Source organism: Echinicola marina (assembly GCF_020463795.1).
GTDB classification, from domain to species: domain Bacteria; phylum Bacteroidota; class Bacteroidia; order Cytophagales; family Cyclobacteriaceae; genus Echinicola; species Echinicola marina.
In genome coordinates, this window is record NZ_CP080025.1 from 4,010,005 (window position 1) to 4,027,880 (window position 17,876).

The 17,876-nt window shown below is 41.8% G+C and carries 20 protein-coding genes; 19 read left to right on the top strand and 1 reads right to left on the bottom strand.

Annotated elements, in window-relative coordinates; all coding sequences use genetic code 11:
* The first annotated feature begins 3 nt into the window (after positions 1-3).
* Entirely contained in the window at positions 4-348 is a 345-nt protein-coding gene (locus KZP23_RS16060) for a helix-turn-helix transcriptional regulator (RefSeq protein ID WP_226332806.1), read from the top strand.
* Positions 349-952: 604 nt separating this feature from the next.
* Here KZP23_RS16060 and KZP23_RS16065 read toward each other — a convergent pair.
* Positions 953-1,249 carry a DUF4372 domain-containing protein gene (locus tag KZP23_RS16065; RefSeq protein WP_226332807.1) on the bottom strand — a complete coding sequence of 99 codons (297 nt, stop codon included), beginning with the start codon at positions 1,247-1,249 and terminating at the stop codon, positions 953-955.
* A 309-nt stretch (positions 1,250-1,558) separates the two neighbouring features.
* Between KZP23_RS16065 and KZP23_RS16070 the strand changes: the two genes are divergently transcribed.
* The 18 genes from KZP23_RS16070 to KZP23_RS16160 all read left to right on the top strand — a co-directional run bounded on the left by KZP23_RS16070 (position 1,559) and on the right by KZP23_RS16160 (position 17,847).
* Positions 1,559-1,933 (top strand): ArsR/SmtB family transcription factor, encoded by a 375-nt coding sequence (locus KZP23_RS16070; RefSeq protein WP_226332808.1) that lies wholly within the window; start codon positions 1,559-1,561, stop codon positions 1,931-1,933.
* A complete protein-coding gene (gene merTP, locus KZP23_RS16075) occupies positions 1,930-2,832 on the top strand; it encodes a mercuric transport protein MerTP (RefSeq protein WP_317198002.1) in 903 nt (300 codons plus the stop codon). Before KZP23_RS16070 ends, merTP begins: the two co-directional genes overlap by 4 nt.
* The gene (locus tag KZP23_RS16085) at positions 2,832-3,467 is read left to right on the top strand and encodes a class I SAM-dependent methyltransferase (protein WP_137404440.1); all 636 of its coding nucleotides are present in this window, start codon (positions 2,832-2,834) and stop codon (positions 3,465-3,467) included. Before merTP ends, KZP23_RS16085 begins: the two co-directional genes overlap by 1 nt.
* Positions 3,468-3,474: 7 nt before the next feature.
* Positions 3,475-3,696 carry a GDCCVxC domain-containing (seleno)protein gene (locus KZP23_RS16090; protein ID WP_083892019.1) on the top strand — a complete coding sequence of 74 codons (222 nt, stop codon included), beginning with the start codon at positions 3,475-3,477 and terminating at the stop codon, positions 3,694-3,696.
* On the top strand, positions 3,693-5,036 hold the full coding sequence (locus tag KZP23_RS16095) for a dihydrolipoyl dehydrogenase family protein (protein ID WP_137404439.1): 1,344 nt from the start codon (positions 3,693-3,695) through the stop codon (positions 5,034-5,036). The genes KZP23_RS16090 and KZP23_RS16095 overlap by 4 nt, the downstream gene beginning before the upstream one ends.
* 76 nt (positions 5,037-5,112) lie before the next feature.
* Positions 5,113-5,478 carry a metal-sensitive transcriptional regulator gene (locus KZP23_RS16100; RefSeq protein WP_015267881.1) on the top strand — a complete coding sequence of 122 codons (366 nt, stop codon included), beginning with the start codon at positions 5,113-5,115 and terminating at the stop codon, positions 5,476-5,478.
* A 216-nt stretch (positions 5,479-5,694) separates the two neighbouring features.
* Positions 5,695-5,964 (top strand): thioredoxin family protein, encoded by a 270-nt coding sequence (locus KZP23_RS16105; protein ID WP_226332809.1) that lies wholly within the window; start codon positions 5,695-5,697, stop codon positions 5,962-5,964.
* A 77-nt stretch (positions 5,965-6,041) separates the two neighbouring features.
* Positions 6,042-6,368 carry a four-helix bundle copper-binding protein gene (locus KZP23_RS16110; RefSeq protein WP_015267879.1) on the top strand — a complete coding sequence of 109 codons (327 nt, stop codon included), beginning with the start codon at positions 6,042-6,044 and terminating at the stop codon, positions 6,366-6,368.
* A gap of 176 nt (positions 6,369-6,544) precedes the next feature.
* Positions 6,545-7,630: an MFS transporter gene (locus KZP23_RS16115; protein ID WP_226332810.1), complete on the top strand. Its 1,086-nt coding sequence runs from the start codon at positions 6,545-6,547 to the stop codon at positions 7,628-7,630.
* Entirely contained in the window at positions 7,627-8,103 is a 477-nt protein-coding gene (locus KZP23_RS23150; protein ID WP_226332811.1) for a DoxX family protein, read from the top strand. The genes KZP23_RS16115 and KZP23_RS23150 overlap by 4 nt, the downstream gene beginning before the upstream one ends.
* A 47-nt stretch (positions 8,104-8,150) precedes the next feature.
* Positions 8,151-8,501 (top strand): cation transporter, encoded by a 351-nt coding sequence (locus tag KZP23_RS16125; RefSeq protein ID WP_226332812.1) that lies wholly within the window; start codon positions 8,151-8,153, stop codon positions 8,499-8,501.
* A gap of 31 nt (positions 8,502-8,532) precedes the next feature.
* The gene (locus KZP23_RS16130; protein WP_015267875.1) at positions 8,533-8,937 is read left to right on the top strand and encodes a hypothetical protein; all 405 of its coding nucleotides are present in this window, start codon (positions 8,533-8,535) and stop codon (positions 8,935-8,937) included.
* Between the two features lie 9 nt (positions 8,938-8,946).
* Positions 8,947-9,783, top strand: a complete 837-nt coding sequence (locus KZP23_RS16135) for a hypothetical protein (protein ID WP_226332813.1) — start codon at positions 8,947-8,949, stop codon at positions 9,781-9,783.
* 18 nt (positions 9,784-9,801) lie between these two features.
* Positions 9,802-10,287, top strand: a complete 486-nt coding sequence (locus KZP23_RS16140; RefSeq protein WP_015267873.1) for a heavy-metal-associated domain-containing protein — start codon at positions 9,802-9,804, stop codon at positions 10,285-10,287.
* A gap of 145 nt (positions 10,288-10,432) precedes the next feature.
* Positions 10,433-10,852, top strand: a complete 420-nt coding sequence (locus tag KZP23_RS16145; RefSeq protein WP_226332814.1) for an HYC_CC_PP family protein — start codon at positions 10,433-10,435, stop codon at positions 10,850-10,852.
* 107 nt (positions 10,853-10,959) lie between these two features.
* Positions 10,960-14,784, top strand: coding sequence for an efflux RND transporter permease subunit (locus KZP23_RS16150; RefSeq protein WP_226332815.1), 3,825 nt, complete (start codon positions 10,960-10,962; stop codon positions 14,782-14,784).
* On the top strand, positions 14,781-16,028 hold the full coding sequence (locus KZP23_RS16155; protein WP_226332816.1) for a TolC family protein: 1,248 nt from the start codon (positions 14,781-14,783) through the stop codon (positions 16,026-16,028). The genes KZP23_RS16150 and KZP23_RS16155 overlap by 4 nt, the downstream gene beginning before the upstream one ends.
* 1 nt (position 16,029) lies before the next feature.
* Complete coding sequence (locus KZP23_RS16160) at positions 16,030-17,847, top strand: efflux RND transporter periplasmic adaptor subunit (RefSeq protein WP_226332817.1); 1,818 nt, start codon at positions 16,030-16,032, stop codon at positions 17,845-17,847.
* Positions 17,848-17,876 lie beyond the last annotated feature (29 nt).

Genomic DNA, 17,876 nt, shown 5'->3' on the forward strand with positions numbered 1-17,876 from the left:
GCCATGAACCTTAAATTCGAAGACTTACCAGATGCTATTGGCCAATTGCTTGAACAAAATAATGAGATACTTGAAATCTTAAGGGAATCCGGTATTTACCTCAAACCTAAAGAGCAAATATTAACGCTAGAAGGTATATGCGATTTACTGGATTTGAAAAGACAAACCATCTACAGTTATGTGTCTAAAGGAATAATCCCCTATTACAAAAAAGCTGGCAAATTATATTTTATCAGAGATGAAATTGAAAATTGGATAGTGTCAAAACAGAAATTGAGCAGGATCGGAGGAGTTGTTTTTACCTCATCACGAAACTATAAAGATCGTGGGGTTAAGAAGAAATTCTAATTTTATTAGTGTTGTATAGTTCTAATAATCACTTGGTTATAGTATGTGTCTATTTATCCAATGTTTGATTTTTAACAATTCTATATTAGAGGTGATTTTTTGCAAATATTTTGCAAATAAAAAAGCCACTTACAATTTTTGATCGTAAGTGGCTGATTTTCAGTGGGCCGTCATAAACTTTTCTCGAACCAATTTTATGAGGATTTGGAAAAGTATTGTTTTGATGATGATTGAATAATTCTATTTGTAATACTGAGTTGTTGACCGCCCGGCACTTTTCTCGAACCAGTTTGTGGGAGATTTGGGGATGATTTTTGAAACTTTCTGATGAAATCATTACTGGGAATAATTGTTGATCGTCCCGTCAGCTGGAGCTGGCGGTACGTGGATCGAACTCTTTTATGGAAGAAATAGAAGTGATGGAGAAGCTTATAGTTTTAGGGGAATTTGGAGAGGAGCCACTATAGTTTGTAGTAAGTGGCTCTTCCTTTTCCCTGTTTTTTGATAAGGTTTTGCCTCACCATTTCAGTGAGAATTTCGTAGGTTTTTGTGTTTTTTAACTACCAATAAGAGAGCAGCCTCTTTCCTTGAGATTTTTCCTTTTTCAAGTAAGTATAAAAGGATAGTCCCTGTCCTGATTGGCTCTTGCCAAAGACGATTTGGAGACGTTCTTCCCCACCCCTAAATGATAGCATTTGGAATGATGTGCATCAAGAGTGGCGATCAAATCTCTTAGACTTTCACGATTGGAGAGCTGGCCGAACATCATGCACAGTAGTTGATTCCAACAGTTGAAATGCTTCACATATTTGTCGCCATTATACCTGGCGACGATACGAATGAACTTACTCCGATTAAGAAATGAGATCAATTGGGCGAAAACGTATTTATCTTGAAACATATACCATCAGGTTAAACTGATACAAAGCTATAGTTTCAAGTCCGTTCGCTTTAGAAACCCCTGCAACTAACTCTATTTCAGACGTTTCAAAGAACTGTTTTAGATTTTAATGGGACAGTACTGGTTATTGATATGTAATTAGTATTGCTTAAAAAAAAAATTGTAGTATAAAGTAGTTGTTTGTGATTTCTTTGGGCTATGTATAGTATGTAGATGGAACTTTCTAACGAAACAGATGGAAATCATCTATGTTTTAAACTTTTAATATCCATCTTCGTTATTTAAGTAGTTGCTTAAATAAGAACAGTTATGAATAAATCATGTATCCGGGTTTTCGCAGACGTTGAGCAGATCAAACAGTGCAAAGTAGAAATTACCGGAGTAGCGCCATCAATAACTATGGTAGCTAAGGCATTGAGCCTGTCGGGCAATGAAATCCGGCTTAAAATCCTTTATCTACTCCACAAGGAATCCAAGCTATGTCCTTGTGACCTGAGTGACATTTTAGAGATGACTGTACCTGCAATTTCTCAGCATTTGAAAAAGCTGCGTGAGGGCGGACTAGTGGTGAGTGAAAAAGTAGGACAAACCATATTCTATTCACTTAAAATGGAAAATTTGAAAGTAATTACTCCAATTTTAGACAGCCTCGTATCGACAGATCAAAAATCTACAGTGTCATGAATACCAGTAACCAACATTCCAAACAGGCAGATTTTTCTACCAAGAGCGCAAGTGCCGGATTGCTGGCTGCTATTGTAGCTTCGCTATGTTGCATCACGCCAGTAATTTCGTTTCTAGCCGGAATTAGTGGCATTGCCTCCACCTTATCCTGGATGGAGCCTTTCAGGCCGTACTTAATTGTGCTGACAATTGGGGTGTTAGCTTTCGCCTGGTATCAAAAACTCAGATCCAGAACAGCTGAAGAAATTGCTTGTGCCTGTGAGGATGACCAAAAACCATCGTTCTGGCAGTCAAAAAAGTTTTTGGGAATAGTTACAGTGTTTGCTACTCTTACGCTCGCATTCCCTTCCTATTCACATATATTCTATCCCAACAGCACCAGTTCAGGAGTTGTAGCTGATCAGGATCAGACCCAAATCAAATTAGCTGACTTTAAGCTCAAGGGCATGACCTGCACAGGCTGTGAAGAGCACGTTAAACATGCAGTATCAGGTCTGAATGGAGTTTTAGAAACGACTGCGTCGCATAAAAACGCTAATGCACAAGTAAAATACAATGCATCATTAGTTGATGTAAACAAAATTATTGAGGCAATTAACAGCACGGGATATACGGTCACTGAATCCAAAGTAAGTGACTGGAATGCTGAAAACGCACTGTTTCAATCTACTACTTTTAATACCATAGAACTATCTGTAAAAGGAATGACCTGTTCGGGTTGTGAATCCCATATAACCCATGCAGTAGGCGAACTTGATGGAGTTGAAGAGGTGAAAGCATCATACGAAAAGGGTAATACCATAGTAAAGTATGATCCAAGCCAAGTACGAAAAGACAAAATCGTAGAAGCGATCAATAAGACCGGATACAAAGTAGTAGAAAACAAAATTCAGGAATAATGGGAAGTTTTGACAGGCAAAAACATTGGGAGAACATTTATCAATCAAAACGATTAGAAGAAGTAAGCTGGTATCAACCAACCCCTAAAACCTCTTTGAGTTTCTTAAAGCAGTTTAATATACCTAAACATACTAAAATCATAGATGTTGGTGGAGGGGACAGTTTACTGGTAGATCATCTGATTGACTTGGGGTATCTGAACATTACTGTTCTCGATATTTCTGAATCAGCACTTAAGCGAGCAAGGCAAAGACTTGGTAATCGTGCCAATAAAGTGAAATGGCTAGTGGCAGATGCGGAAACTTTTGTAGCAACAGAACAATATGACTTCTGGCATGATCGTGCGGCCTTCCATTTTCTAACTGAAGAACAAGAAATTGAAACCTATTTAGAAAATGCCCAAAGAAGTATAAAGTCAGAAGGAATACTCATGCTGGGCACCTTTTCAGAAGAAGGCCCACAGAAGTGCAGTGGGATTAAAATCAAACAATACTCAGAATCAACTATGACAGCTCTTCTTCAGAGGTTTTTTGAGAAATTAAAATGCAAATCGGTTAATCATAAAACTCCCTTTGAGACAATTCAACAGTTCACTTTTTGTAGTTTCAGAAAGTTACAAATTGACCTTATTTAATATTGAAATGGAGAAAGAAATCATTTTACAATCAACTATTACATGTCCAAACTGTGGGCATCAAAAAGAAGAGACCATGCCTAAGGATGCATGCCAGTACTTCTACGAGTGTGAAAATTGCCAAGAAGTAATCAAGCCCAAAGATGGTGATTGCTGTGTGTATTGCTCTTATGGGACAGTCGCCTGTCCTCCGATTCAGGAAGGTGGAAAAAATAGTTGCTGCTCATGAAAAAATATGATATCATCGTCATCGGATCCGGTATGGCTGGAATGACCATCGCCAATAAATGTGCTAAGAAAGGATTAAAAACAGCTATCACCGACTCACGACCTTATGGTGGAACTTGTGCCCTTCGTGGTTGTGATCCTAAGAAAATTCTGGTGGGAGCGGCCGAAATCATTGGTAGAGCTGATAAAATGAGCGGAATAGGCATCTCAGGGGATATTTCGATTAATTGGGAAGACTTAATGGCTTACAAAAACGATTTTGTTTCTAAAATGCCCAAAGGCGTTGAGAAAGGATATGAAAAAGCAGGTGTGAAGAAGTACCACGGAGTAGCCAGCTTCGAATCTGAAAACACTGTCCGTATTGGGAATGATCTACTGGAAGGTGGTAAAATCGTGATTGCCACAGGTGCCAGACCAGTGACTCTTGATATTACCGGTGGAGATTTGCCCATCGACAGTACCGATTTTCTAAACTTGGAAAAGCTTCCTGAACATATCACTTTTGTTGGAGGTGGTTATATTGCGATGGAGTTTGCCCACCTTGCTGCTCGAGCGGGCAGTAAGATTACTATCTTCCATCGTGGTGCGCGTCCACTGGAAAATTTTGATGAGCATATCGTAAAACATCTTGTTAAGGCCACCAAAGATTTAGGTATTCTCTTACATGTTGAAACTGAGGTAATTGGTATTGAAAAAGATGGTGATCAGTTTATAGTCTTCACAAAATCTTCAAATGGTGAGCAAACACATCACACTGACCTTTTAGTAAATGCGGCAGGCCGAGTACCAGAGTTGGATGGAATGAATCTGGAAAAAGCCAGTATTGCTTACAACAAAAAAGGCATTGAGGTAAATGAATATCTGCAAAGTGAGAGTAACCCTACAGTATATGCAGCAGGTGATGCAGCTAATAGTAATGGGCTAAACCTCACGCCTGTAGCCGTAATGGAAGGACATGCTGTGGCGGCTAACATTATCAGAGGAAATTCTAAAGTGCCTGACTATACAGAAATGCCTAGTGCAGTATTCACCCTACCCACTTTAGCAGCAGTAGGTATGACAGAAAAGCAGGCAAAGGAGTTAGATGTAGAATACCAGGTAAAAAGTGCTTCTGCCTCCAACTGGTATAATGCCAAACGGATTAATGAATCCACTTATGCCTACAAAGTGATTTCGCATAAAGATGGCCACATTTTAGGCGCTCATATCATCGGCCCGCATGCGGAAGAAATGATCAATCTTTTTGCGATGGCTATTCGAGGAAAACTCAAAGTAGCTGACATAAGGAACATGGTCTATTCCAATCCCTCTATGGGTTCGGATATCGGGTCTATGGTTTAATTGAATTCAAAAACATAAACAATTCGTTGTTCACCACCCCGTGCAGAAACGTAGCTTTAATAAAATGTGAAAAATTATGATACCCAAAGACCTAACAAAAGATATAAAGACACGCTTACAGAGCATCAAAGGCCAGGTGGATGGCTTGATAAAAATGTTGGATGAAGGAAAAGATCCGGAAAAAATTTTGCTACAGTTCAAAGCAGCACAAAAAGGGTTGGACAAAGCCCATTATTTATTATTGGATGAAGCTTACCGGAAAGCTCTTGCCATTAAGATTTCAGAAACCGTTGAAGCCTGCCCGGGTAATTGCGGGAATGAAGAACGTATCGAATTTATCCGCCAGCAGTTTCCTATCCTGGAACTGGATAGCCTTACTCAAAAAATGAAGGAAATAGCCGAGCTAAAGAAACGAATAGGCAATGCAAATATCGACTCATAAGCCGTTGCTCTATATTGCAAGTGCCGGATTTACCTTCAGTATGATCTGGTAAAACTTCCATTTTTCACCAGCACTTTACCTATCTCCGGAAAAATAAATCAAATTTTCTGGCTTCTTACTCTTGCCGACCACCCCCTCCCTTAGCTTACCTTTGAATTGTTCTTATCCGGAAAGAATCTCAAATCATTTTACAGAACAATTCAAAAGGAGGAATTTATGAAAAGACAAGTAGAAATATTTACGTCTAATTGCCCAGTTTGTGATCCGGTGGTCAGTATGGTAAAAGACTTAGCCTGTGATCAATGTGAAATAACAGTCTATGATCTGGAAAAGCAATGTGAAGACAAAACCTGTCTGAGCAAACTGAAAGAATACCAGATTAAAAAAGTGCCGGCCATAGCAGTCAATGGCAAATTGCTGGACTGTTGCCAGGATCAGGGTATAACCAAAGAAGAACTGATCAAAGCGGGTATCGGCCAGGGATAAAACAATAAGGCACGGCTTATTCATAAAATTTTCTCTGTAGCCGTGCCTGCAGGGAAAGCTTTTAAACCAACAAAGTTATGAAACCATTGAACAACGAAATTCAACAATGTATTGACGAGTGTAATGCTTGTATCACCGCTGCGCGCATCTGTCTGGACCAGCATATGGGTGAACCCGATATGAAAAAATGCCATCAGCTTTGTCTGGATTGCATTGCCCTTTGTACCGCTTGTGTCCAAATGCTGGCATCTCAGTCGGATTATGTAAACAGGGTTTGCGCCATTTGTGCCGATCTCTGTAAAGCCTGTGCAGAAGAGTGCAGCAAGTTTGACAGTGAGGTGTGCAAGCAGTGTGCAGAGAAATGCAAAGCTTGCGCAGAAAGTTGCGCTAAAATGGCTGCATAATAATTTAGATTATTTTATAAAAGGTCAATTATGCGAGGCAGAATTGACCTTTTATATCTTTAGACAGTCTTTAGACTAAAAAGATTTAATGAAACAAATTTACAGATCAAAAGCATTCTGGTTGCTGGCATTAGCTGCTTCTTTGATATTTTTTCAGGCCTATATGATAGCCCCCTTTGATCCCCAAGCTGTCAGAAGTATTTGGGGTAACGGAGCAATACATAGGGCTGGTCATTCCTGCTTATATGATTACCTATGGTATTTCCATTCTTTTTTATGGGGTTCTTTCTGATCGTTTTGGAAGGATGCGGATAATTCGGTTTTCACTACTGGCATTTATACTGTTGACAGCACTTACTGCTTTGGCCCAAACATCTTCACAATTGATTATGCTCAGACTTTTTACTGGCCTTGGTGCAAGCGGAGTTATCCCCATGGCGCTGGCGCTGGTTGGGGATTTGTATGAGCCCCATGAGAGAGGTAAACCACTAGGTTTGCTATTTGCAGCTATGGAAGGGGGTATGGCGCTAGGTTCTACCGCAGGAGTTATGCTGGAGCCCTTTATCGGATGGCGGATGCTTTTCTTAGGGATTGCAATCTTAGGGGCCATAATATTATGGTTTATCTCATTCCAAATTGATTTTAAATCCCAAAAACCTGAATTAAATAAACCAAATGTACGGCAGGTTTTTTCAAAATTCTTCCATCTGCTTTCAATGTCAAGAGGGGCAAAAACTTACAGTTTTGTTTTTTGGAATGGAATATTCCATTCAGGCATCTACACCTGGCTTGGATACTATTTCTCTGTAAAATATAACTTAGGAGAAATAGGTATTGGTTTGGCTATTCTGGGCTATGGGGTTCCGGGATTTCTTTTTGGTTCCAGTATCGGAAGGGCTGCAGATAGGTGGGGCCGGTTTCGGCTTATTATACCTGGGCTAGGCATTGCGGCTTTGGCCACTGCTCTATTGGCTACCAATATATCAGTAATATTGGCAGCCATTGCTGTTACAGTGATTTCATTAGGATATGACCTCACCCAACCTCTCTTTGCCGGAATTGTAACCGAGTTAGGGGGCAAAAAATATGGAGGGCAAGCAATGGGACTAAATGTCTTTGCCCTGTTTACAGGTTTTGGAATTGAGAGCCTCATATTTGGAGAAGTCATAGCGATTGGTTTGGAAAACGCATTTTTGATATTCGCAGCACTGCAGGGTTTGATGATGCTGTTTGCCATTCGGATGTTTAAAGCTGAAAAATGAAACTACTATCGGATATATTGCCAGGAAACCTGAGGAATAGCACCAATACTATTCTCCGAATCAGTATTGGAGCAATATTCTTCTGGTTTGGCGTAGTTAAATTTTTCCCCAGGGTAAGTCCTGCAGAAAGCCTGGCTGCTGACACCATTTGTGCCCTTACATTCCATGTAATTTCTCCACCTGCATGTACCATTGTGCTGGCAGTTTTTGAAAGTCTCCTTGGTATATTATTGATTATAGGAAGTTTTTTAAAACCTGTATTGATCTTGCTATTTCTGCACATGCTGGGTACCATGCTTACCTTTTTTATTTTTCCTGATTTAATGTTTGCCAAGTTTCCTTTTATACTGACAATGGAAGGCCAATATGTTATGAAAAATATTATCATTCTGGCTAGTGTTCTACTTCTTTGGTCCAGAGACTCAGATCAAAAAAATATTTCAAAAAGGCCTAGGAGACCACCCCCCTCATAAATCTACTTTTGAGAATGAATTTAAAAAGGAGTTAAATCATGAGAAAAATGATCAAGAAAACAGTTTTAGTATTTACGTTTTCTTTAGGAGCCTTACTCATTGCTAATGGAGCAAGGGCACAGTCACAGGAAAAAGAAAAAGCACCGAAAATGGAACAAATAGAAAAAAACACTACCAGGCTTGAATTGAAAGTAGAAGGCATGAGTTGCCAGTCAGGATGTGCCAATGGCATTGATAATATGCTCAAAAAACAGAAAGGTATTCTTAGCAGTGAGACCCTCTTTGATACAAGTTCATCAGTAATCAGGTATGACAGTAGGGTAATTTCTGAAAAGGACATTATTGCCCTTATTGAAGACCGGGGGTTTAAGGTCAAAAAGAAAACAGATAAGAAATAAGCTTAGTAGCAAAGAACTTTAAGAGTTAATCATGCAAAAATTGATAAAGCTAAAAGACGATTTCGTCAGCATAGCGTCCTTGTTTACTTCGGTATCTACCTTGTTGTGCTGTGCCTTACCATCATTGCTTGTAGCTGTGGGTATGGGGGCGGTTGTGGCCGGGTTGGTATCAGATTTTCCCGCACTGATTTGGTTAAGTAAGTATAAACATTGGACATTTTTGGGTGCAGGATTACTAATAGGGTTCAATTTCTGGTTGTTCTATGGACGTAAGCAAGATCAGGCTTGCGAAATAGATGAATACGGAAATGAAACGGCCTGCAATACAGCCGCCCGGTGGAGTAAGGTTATCCTTTGGATATCTTTTGGGCTTTACGTAGTTGGCTTATTCTCTGCTTACTTGCTGCTTCCACTTCAACAATTTTTAGCAATTTAAAAAGTAAAGATGAAACAAACGATAATAATTATAATAGTTGCCATGATGGCACTTTCAAAAACCTACGCTCAAGGACATGGGCCACTCTTCGGACTACAAACGCCAATCTTAGCCAAGGGAGGAGTAGATTTTAATGCTGCTGCCATGAGTCTGGCCACTAAAGATGATCAGTCTTTCATGCTCAGGTATATTTGGTCTTATGGCGTTACAGAAGACCTACAGTTAAACATCACTACCCCGACAATGATCAACCGGCTTTCAGAAGCACCCAGAACTAGAGGAAACAGCAACATGCCCGCCAATGGGGATATTGAAGCTTCGGTCTGGTATCGTTTTTTTTCCAATGCATTTGGCGTGGGGAAAAGATTTGAATCTACTGCCATATTAAGTGTTTCTACACCCACTGAGGATACAAGGGGAGGTATCAATGTAAGCAACTCCCTGCATGGGGCTATCTCTACCGGGTATGCTTCCCGTACCTGGTACGCATGGGTAGGTGGCGGCTATCAATATTACTTAGAAGAGTCAAATGACCAGTTGGGCGATTTGCCTTATGCGAGTCTGGTGGTTGGCTATCGTCCCAACATATTCATGGGAGACTATCCAAAACCCGACTGGAGGGTATTTGTGGAATCGCTGGCTGAGTTTCCGGGTGCAAGCGTGAATGCGGGCCAGATTTCTCCCATTGATCAAAGAGGAAAGAAAGTAATGCTTGGGCCTTCCTTTCTTGGTCTTTATGGTGCCTGGGGAATATCCTTCGGGGCTTTATTTCCGGTCTATCAGGATATCGTGCAAGGCCCTCAAGAGCGATATAGGCTTTCAATGAATATAAGTTATTGGTTGTAACATTTAATAAAAAGAAATATGAAAAAGATAGGAATTATATTAGTAATAAGCATTTTCAGCTTTGGCAGTGCAATGGCACAGCTGGTCAAAGTAGATCAGGAGGTATTTGGAATGGATTGTGCCCCTTGCGCCTATGGCCTGGAACGTGGGCTCAAGAAAATGGGTGGACTGGGAAGCATAAAAGTAAGCCTCAATGATGGGAAAGCCTACCTCACGCTATCACCGGATAATAAGCTGACATTGCAAAAGATTCAGGAAGAAGTAAAGAATAATGGATTTTCTGCTCGCAGGGCTGAGGTAGTTTTAACCGGTGAGCTGTGCAAGAGTGAAGGCACTTGGCAAATAAAGGTCAATGACGAAACCTTCCAAGTTACCTCTGATACTACCCGGGAAATAATCAGGTCTTTAAATCCTGGAATAATAAAAGCCAGGCTTTTAATTAAGGATAAATCAGACAGAGAATTAAGTGGTACGTGGGAGGCTCGAATAGAGGAAATTATGTGATTTTTTCCCATTTATTGGTCAGGCTTCTTTGATGTTAGTACAAAAACTTATAATATTAAACCAAAATTCTATAAGTGTAATCAGTCCGAAATTTTGGATAATTGTGGGAAGAAATTAAACTAACTATTTTCTTAACGGTAATTAGGTGAAAAAAGCAGTTTCCATATTCTTACTGATTGTGATGCTTTTGAGTAACATTGGGGTTACTTGGGCCACCCATCTATGTTGTGGAATTGCGGTTAAATCTGCCCTGATGCTTGGAAATGGGGAGTTGGATTGCGGCATGAATTATGCAGAACTGGATAATACTGATGCCTCATTTGCGGAGAGGACGGTTATTAAAGACAAGTGCTGTGATAACCATTACACTTCTATCGAATCTGATGAAGCCATATTTAGCAAGACGTCCCTTAATTCGATCAATGTTGATTTTTTTATCCCTTTTGTTTACAGTTATTTAGGTATTGATCCTTTTTTTCAGGATCACTCTACCGTTTACAACAATTATTCCCCTCCTTTGTTGAAGCCGGACCGTCAGGTCATGTTTCAGTCCTTTCTAATTTAAATCGCATAATTTGGTTTTTGTGGTGCATTAGGGATAACCTTAATGCTAAGGCCCCTATTTGAGGGGTTAATAATTTTTGGGAGCTTATTCCTTAAAAAAATCGAATTATGCTAAATAAAATCATTAGGTACTTCCTTGATAACAAGTTAGTTACCGTTCTTATATTGTCAGGATTTATAGTTTGGGGTATCGTTACCGCTCCGTTTGGCTGGAAGATGGGGACCTTGCCATCTGATCCGGTACCAGTAGATGCTATACCGGATATTGGTGAAAACCAGCAGATTGTCTTCACCCAGTGGCAGGGTCGGTCTCCGCAGGACATTGAAGATCAGATTTCTTATCCTCTGACGACTTACCTGCTAGGAATTCCAGGGGTGAAATCCATCCGAAGTTCTTCTATATTCGGCTTTTCCAGCATTTTCATCATTTTCAATGAAGATGTAGAGTTTTATTGGTCCCGTTCACGTATTCTTGAAAAGCTCAATGCCCTTCCTTCAGGCCTGTTGCCTGAGGGGGTACAACCGGCTCTGGGGCCCGATGCTACGGCCTTGGGACAGGTGTACTGGTACACGATAGAGGGCCGTGATAAAGAAGGAAATCCTACCGGAGGCTGGGATTTACACGAAATCCGTACTGTACAGGACTTCTACGTCAAGTACGGACTGAATGCAACTGAGGGAGTCTCAGAAGTGGCATCTATAGGCGGCTTTGTGCAGGAATACCAAATAGATGTCAACCCTGACGCGCTTAAGGCTTATGAAATACCCTTGCATAAAGTTATGCAGGCGGTACAGCGGTCCAATAAGGATGTAGGGGCCAAAACCATTGAGATCAATCAGGCTGAGTACCTGGTTAGGGGACTAGGTTACATCAAGCAGGTAGAAGACCTGGAAAAAGCCGTGGTGGCGGTGCAGGATAATGTGCCCATAAGGATAAAGGATGTCGGTGTAGCTACTTTAGGACCTGCCACCCGAAGAGGGCTGTTGGATAAAGATGGTGCCGAAGTAGTGGGGGGCGTTGTGGTAGCCCGTTACGGTGCAAATCCATTGGAAGTCATTAATAATGTAAAGGATAAGATTAAGGAAATTGCTCCCGGACTGCCGAAAAAAACGTTGGCAGACGGAAGGGAGAGCCAGCTAACCATCGTACCCTTTTACGACCGTTCAGAACTCATCTATGAAACATTGGGAACTTTGGAAGAAGCCCTGTCATTGGAAATTCTTATCTCCATTCTTGTAGTTATCGTGATGGTTTACAACCTGCGGGCTTCATTGCTTATTTCAAGTATTCTGCCTATTGCCGTGTTGATGGTATTTATTGCCATGCGGTATTTTGGGGTAGATGCCAATATTGTAGCATTATCGGGGATTGCCATTGCTATTGGCACCATGGTGGATTTGGGAATAATTCTATCCGAAAACATCATCAAACATATGGATGAGGCCCCCCCTGGCCAACAACTCAAGGAGACCATTTATAATGGTTCTGCAGAAGTCGCTACTGCAATACTTACGGCGGTATCTACCACGATAGTGAGTTTTATTCCGGTATTTACCATGCAGGCAGCGGAGGGGAAATTATTCGGTCCTTTGGCCTTTACCAAAACATTTGCCCTGATTGCTGCCTTGATCGTTTCATTGATCATATTGCCAACACTCGCACATTGGTTTTTTGGGGCCAGGATAAAGAACAAGGCCCTAGCAAGAGGTGTAAATATAGGATTAATGCTGATCGGGGTTCTAGCCATTATACTTGGCCACTATTGGGGAGGCATTGTACTGGCCCTTTATGGCCTGTCCGGTATCCTAAAAAACAAGTACCATGAAACGCACAAGGATTCTGGAAAATGGTATGTGAAAATTGTCCGAAAAGCGGATCTTATCATTGCCGTGCTGGGAATAACCTGGTTACTGGCCAGATATTGGCTGCCACTTGGAGCAGGTAAAAGTCTGTTGCTTAATGTAATTTTTGTGGGCCTTCTGCTAGGACTTATTTTAGGCTCCTTTTCTGTTTTGGAATATTACTATAAAGTAATTCTGAAATGGTGTTTGGACAATAAAGTCAAGTTTCTATTAATACCTTCCTTCCTGATACTGGTAGGGGCCAATATATGGTTGGGTTTTCATGCGGTTTTTGGTTTTGCCGCAAAAGGGTTTGATGCTTTAGGCTGGGATATTAAGACCACCAAAATCTGGTCAGGCTTAACGCATAGCTTCCCTGGTGTAGGAAAGGAGTTTATGCCTTCCCTTGATGAAGGAAGTTTTCTGCTAATGCCAACCTCCATGCCGCATTCCGGTGTAGAATTTAACCGCAAGGTCGTAGGACAGCTGGATATGTTGCTGACTAATATTCCTGAGGTGGACCTCACGGTGGGAAAACTTGGACGTGTAGAGTCTGCCCTGGATCCTGCACCTATTTCAATGTATGAAAATATCATCAATTATAAACCGGAGTATATGCTCAATGCAAAAGGGCACCGGGTAAGGTTTAAAGTGGATAAGGAAGACCGTTTTATCCTTGATAGCGGCGATAGTCTTACTAATGATGAGGCTATAGACCGGGGGATTACCGTGGAGGAACTTATACCTGATGATAATGGGAATTATTTCCGAAACTGGAGGCCTCAGATAAAATCCCCTGATGACATTTGGAATGAAATTGTGAAGGTTACCAAAATACCGGGAGTTACTTCTGCGCCTAAACTACAACCCATTGAAACCAGACTGGTCATGCTTCAAACAGGCATGCGTGCTCCAATGGGGATCAAAGTATACGGTCCCGATCTTAAAACCATTGAGGATTTTGGGCTTCGGTTGGAAGAAATACTCAAAAATGTTCCTTCTGTAAAGGCAGAAGCTGCATTTGCAGACCGGATTGTGGGTAAGCCTTATCTTCATTTAAATATTAACCGGGATGAGATTTCACGCTATGGATTGAATGTTGAAGACGTACAACAGACCGTTGAAACGGCCATAGGGGGGATGAAAATTACTTCTACGGTAGAAGGGCGTGAGCGCTTTCCAGTCAGAGTCCGCTATCCCAGGGAGCTTCGGGACGATCCCGAATCACTGGGTAAAATCCTGTTGCCTACACCAACTGGGGCGCAAATACCGATCAGTCAAGTAGTGGACTTTGAATATGTACGCGGACCACAGGCGATAAAGAGTGAAGAGACCTTTTTGGTAGGTTATGTACTGTTTGATAAAAGAGATGGGTATTCTGAAGTTGGGGTAGTCAATGACGCACAGGCGGCTATTCAGGCGAGTATAGATGAAGGGGACCTAGTTGTTCCCGCAGGAATCAGCTATAAGTTTTCCGGAAGCTATGAAAATCAGGTAAGGGCAGAAAAAAGGCTTTCTATCATTGTGCCATTGGTTCTGGGGATTGTCTTTCTCATACTCTATTTCCAGTTTAAATCGGTTTCTACTTCCCTAATGGTATTTTCCGGTATTGCGATGGCTTTTAGTGGCGGATTTATTATGCTTTGGTTATATGGACAAGACTGGTTTGTCAACTTTTCCCTGTTCGGCACTAATATGCGAGACCTCTTTCAGATGCACACCATCAACTTGAGTGTGGCCGTTTGGGTGGGCTTTATAGCTCTTTTTGGCATCGCTACGGACGATGGGGTACTTATTGCCACCTATTTGGACCAGAGCTTTGAAAGAAACCGTCCTGAAAATTTGAACCAAGTCAGAGAAGCTGTTGTGGAAGCTGGTTTGAGAAGAATACGTCCGGCCCTGATGACTGTTTCGACTACCATGATAGCCCTGCTGCCCGTACTCACTTCTACGGGACGTGGTTCAGATATTATGATTCCAATGGCCATCCCTTCATTTGGAGGAATGGCGTTTGCCCTGGTGAGTATTTTCATTGTTCCAGTGCTTTACAGCATGAGAGAAGAAAGGAAAATAAAAAAGACACGATCATGAAAGTAATTATAAATGTCCTCATCCTTCTATTTCTCGGGAGCGGAATAGGCTTTGCACAGGCTCCTGAGGATTATTTTGAAATAGCGGCCAAGAATAATCCTGGTCTACAGGCAAAATACGCGGCTTTTGAAGCAGCCATCCAGAAAGTGGAGCAGGTAAATACCTTGTCTGATCCTAGTTTCTCTTTTGGCTATTTCATATCGCCTGTGGAAACCAGGGTGGGACCTCAAAGGGCCAGGTTTTCTTTAACACAGATATTTCCCTGGTTTGGTACATTGAAAGCACAGGGTAATGCTGCAGCTTTGATGGCTGAAGCTAAATACCAGTCTTTTCTGGATGCCAGGAACCTGTTGTATTATCAGGTGGAGGCAGCCTATTATCCGCTTTATGAACTCAATCAATGGAAAGAGATTGAACGTGAGAATATAAAAATTCTGGAATCCTATAAGATCATTGCCAACAAGAAATTTGAAAATGGTACGGGTACTATGGTCGATGTGCTAAGAGTGGATATCATGTTGAAAGATGCCGTGACCAATCTGAGTATTCTGGATGATAAGGAAAAACCGCTGGTGACAAGGTTTAATAAACTGCTTAACAGAAAGGAAGATGCATTGATTACTGTCCGGGATTCCCTTATAATTCAACCTTTACCAACAACCTTCAGGAAGGACTCTTTGCTGTTGAACAACCCTGTATTGGAAGAACTGGATTTAAAAATTGCATCCAGTGAGGCAAGTGAAGAGGTAGCACATAAGCAAGGGCTTCCAAAATTCGGGTTAGGACTGGATTATGTAATGATCGGAGAGCGTACCGATCTGGCTTCTGGCATGGCTGCTCCACGCGACAATGGCAAAAATGCCCTAATGCCGATGGTATCTGTAAGCATTCCCCTTTTCAGAGGTAAATACAAAGCAGCGGTGAAAGAGGCGAAGCTCATACAAAAGAGCTATGCACTCCAAAGGGAAGACTATGCCAATACACTTACTTCTGGCTATGATATGGCCTGGTTTGAGATGCAACAGCAACAAGAATTACTTGCCTTATACGGTCAGCAAATTCAGGAAACCAATCAAGCCCTCAACCTGCTTTTTACCGCTTATGGTAATTCAGGAAAGGAATTTGAAGAAGTGCTGCGTATGCAACAGCAGCTGCTCAAATATGAAAAGATGAAAGCTACGGCAGAAATCCAGTTTCACATTGCCTTGGCCAAACTACATTACTTAACTGCAAAAAACTACTAAGATGAATACGGATAAAAGAATAATACTCATTGCACTGTCCACCCTGGTGGCGGGAGTGCTGCTCGGCTGGCTTATTTTTGGAGGTTCGTCTGAAAACAATATGGATAAGGAACACCAACACACTGCGGAGGAAGCTGGGGAAACGGTATGGACCTGTTCCATGCATCCTCAGATCAAACAGAGCGAACCTGGGGATTGCCCCATTTGCGGAATGGACTTGATCCCATTGGAAGAAGATCAAAATGAGGTACTTGATCCTATGGCCATCAGCATGTCACCCACAGCCATGCAACTGGCAAATATTACAACTGTCGCAGTAGGTACCATGGATCCGGTGAAAACAGTTAGACTGAACGGTAAGGTGCAGGAAGATGAGCGGCTAGTTTCTTCTCAATCCAGTCATATTTCAGGGAGGATTGAACGGCTCAATGTCAGCTTCACAGGTGAATATGTGAATAAGGGGCAGGTAATTGCCTATATCTATTCCCCCGAATTAGTGACTGCCCAGGAAGAATTGTTTGAAGCGCAGAAGATCAAAGAGACGCAGCCACAATTATTTAAATCGGCTCGGACAAAACTTAAAAACTGGAAGCTTTCGGACGGTCAGATAGATAAAATATTAGAAAGGGGAAGTCCTTCCGATGATTTTCCCATCACAGCAGACATTTCAGGGTATGTGTTGAATAAAAATGTCAACGTGGGTGACTACATCAAACGAGGAGAGTCTGTTTATGAGATTGCCAATTTATCCCGTGTATGGGTGCTGTTTGATGTGTACGAGTCGGAAATGTCTTGGATAAGTAAGGGAGATCAGGTGCGGTTTACCGTTCAATCATTGCCGGGCCAAACGTTTGAAGGCAAGATAAGCTTTTTAGATCCTGTAATTGATCCAAAGACCAGGGTAGCAAAGGCGCGGGTGGAAGTGCGCAACAATGACAATCAACTAAAACCTGAAATGTTTGTATCAGGGACAGTGGAAGCAATGCTGCCTAATAAGGCAAACACTGTTGTCATTCCGAAAACCGCCGTTATGTGGACGGGGAAGCGTTCTGTGGTATACGTGAAAAACACTTCTGGAAGTGGCGTGAATTTTATCATGCGGGAGGTAATGTTGGGACCTGGTTTAGGCGACAGCTTTATAGTGGAGAGTGGACTACAAGAAGGGGAGGAAATAGCCGTGAATGGTACCTTCAGTATAGACGCAGCTGCGCAGCTAGTGGGGAAACCCAGCATGATGAATCCTGAAGGCGGTCCCACCATGACCGGGCACAATCACGCCCACTTGCCGGACGGGCAGGGAGACATGGAGATGCTGGCTTCTTCTTCAAGCTCAGTACCTGGGAAGCAAAAAGAAGTTAAACCGATAGCAATCAACCAAAAGGCCAAAGATGCGCTAAAACCCCTTTATGAACCATACCTGAATTTTAAAGAGGCACTAGTGGCTGATAATTTGTCTGGGGCGCAGAACGCTGCGAATGAGTTGAAAGGAAAACTAGATGCAGTAAACATGTCCGTATTTACCGGAGAATCACATAATGCCTGGATGAACTATAGCGGTAATTTAAAAAATGCTATACAACATGTACCGCACATGAAAGACTTAGTGGCCGTGCGTAAAGCATTTCAACAGGTGTCTGAGGGGATGATTGATTTGACCAGGGCTTTTAATCCCTTTGAGAAAACGCTCCATGTCCAGTTCTGTCCCATGGCTGACAATAATAGAGGAGCCACTTGGCTCAGCACCGAAAAGGAGATTCGCAATCCGTATTTCGGAGAGGCCATGCTCACTTGTGGTGAGGTGAAATCAACCATCAAATGAAGGAATGTTGCAAAACGGGGGATGAAAAT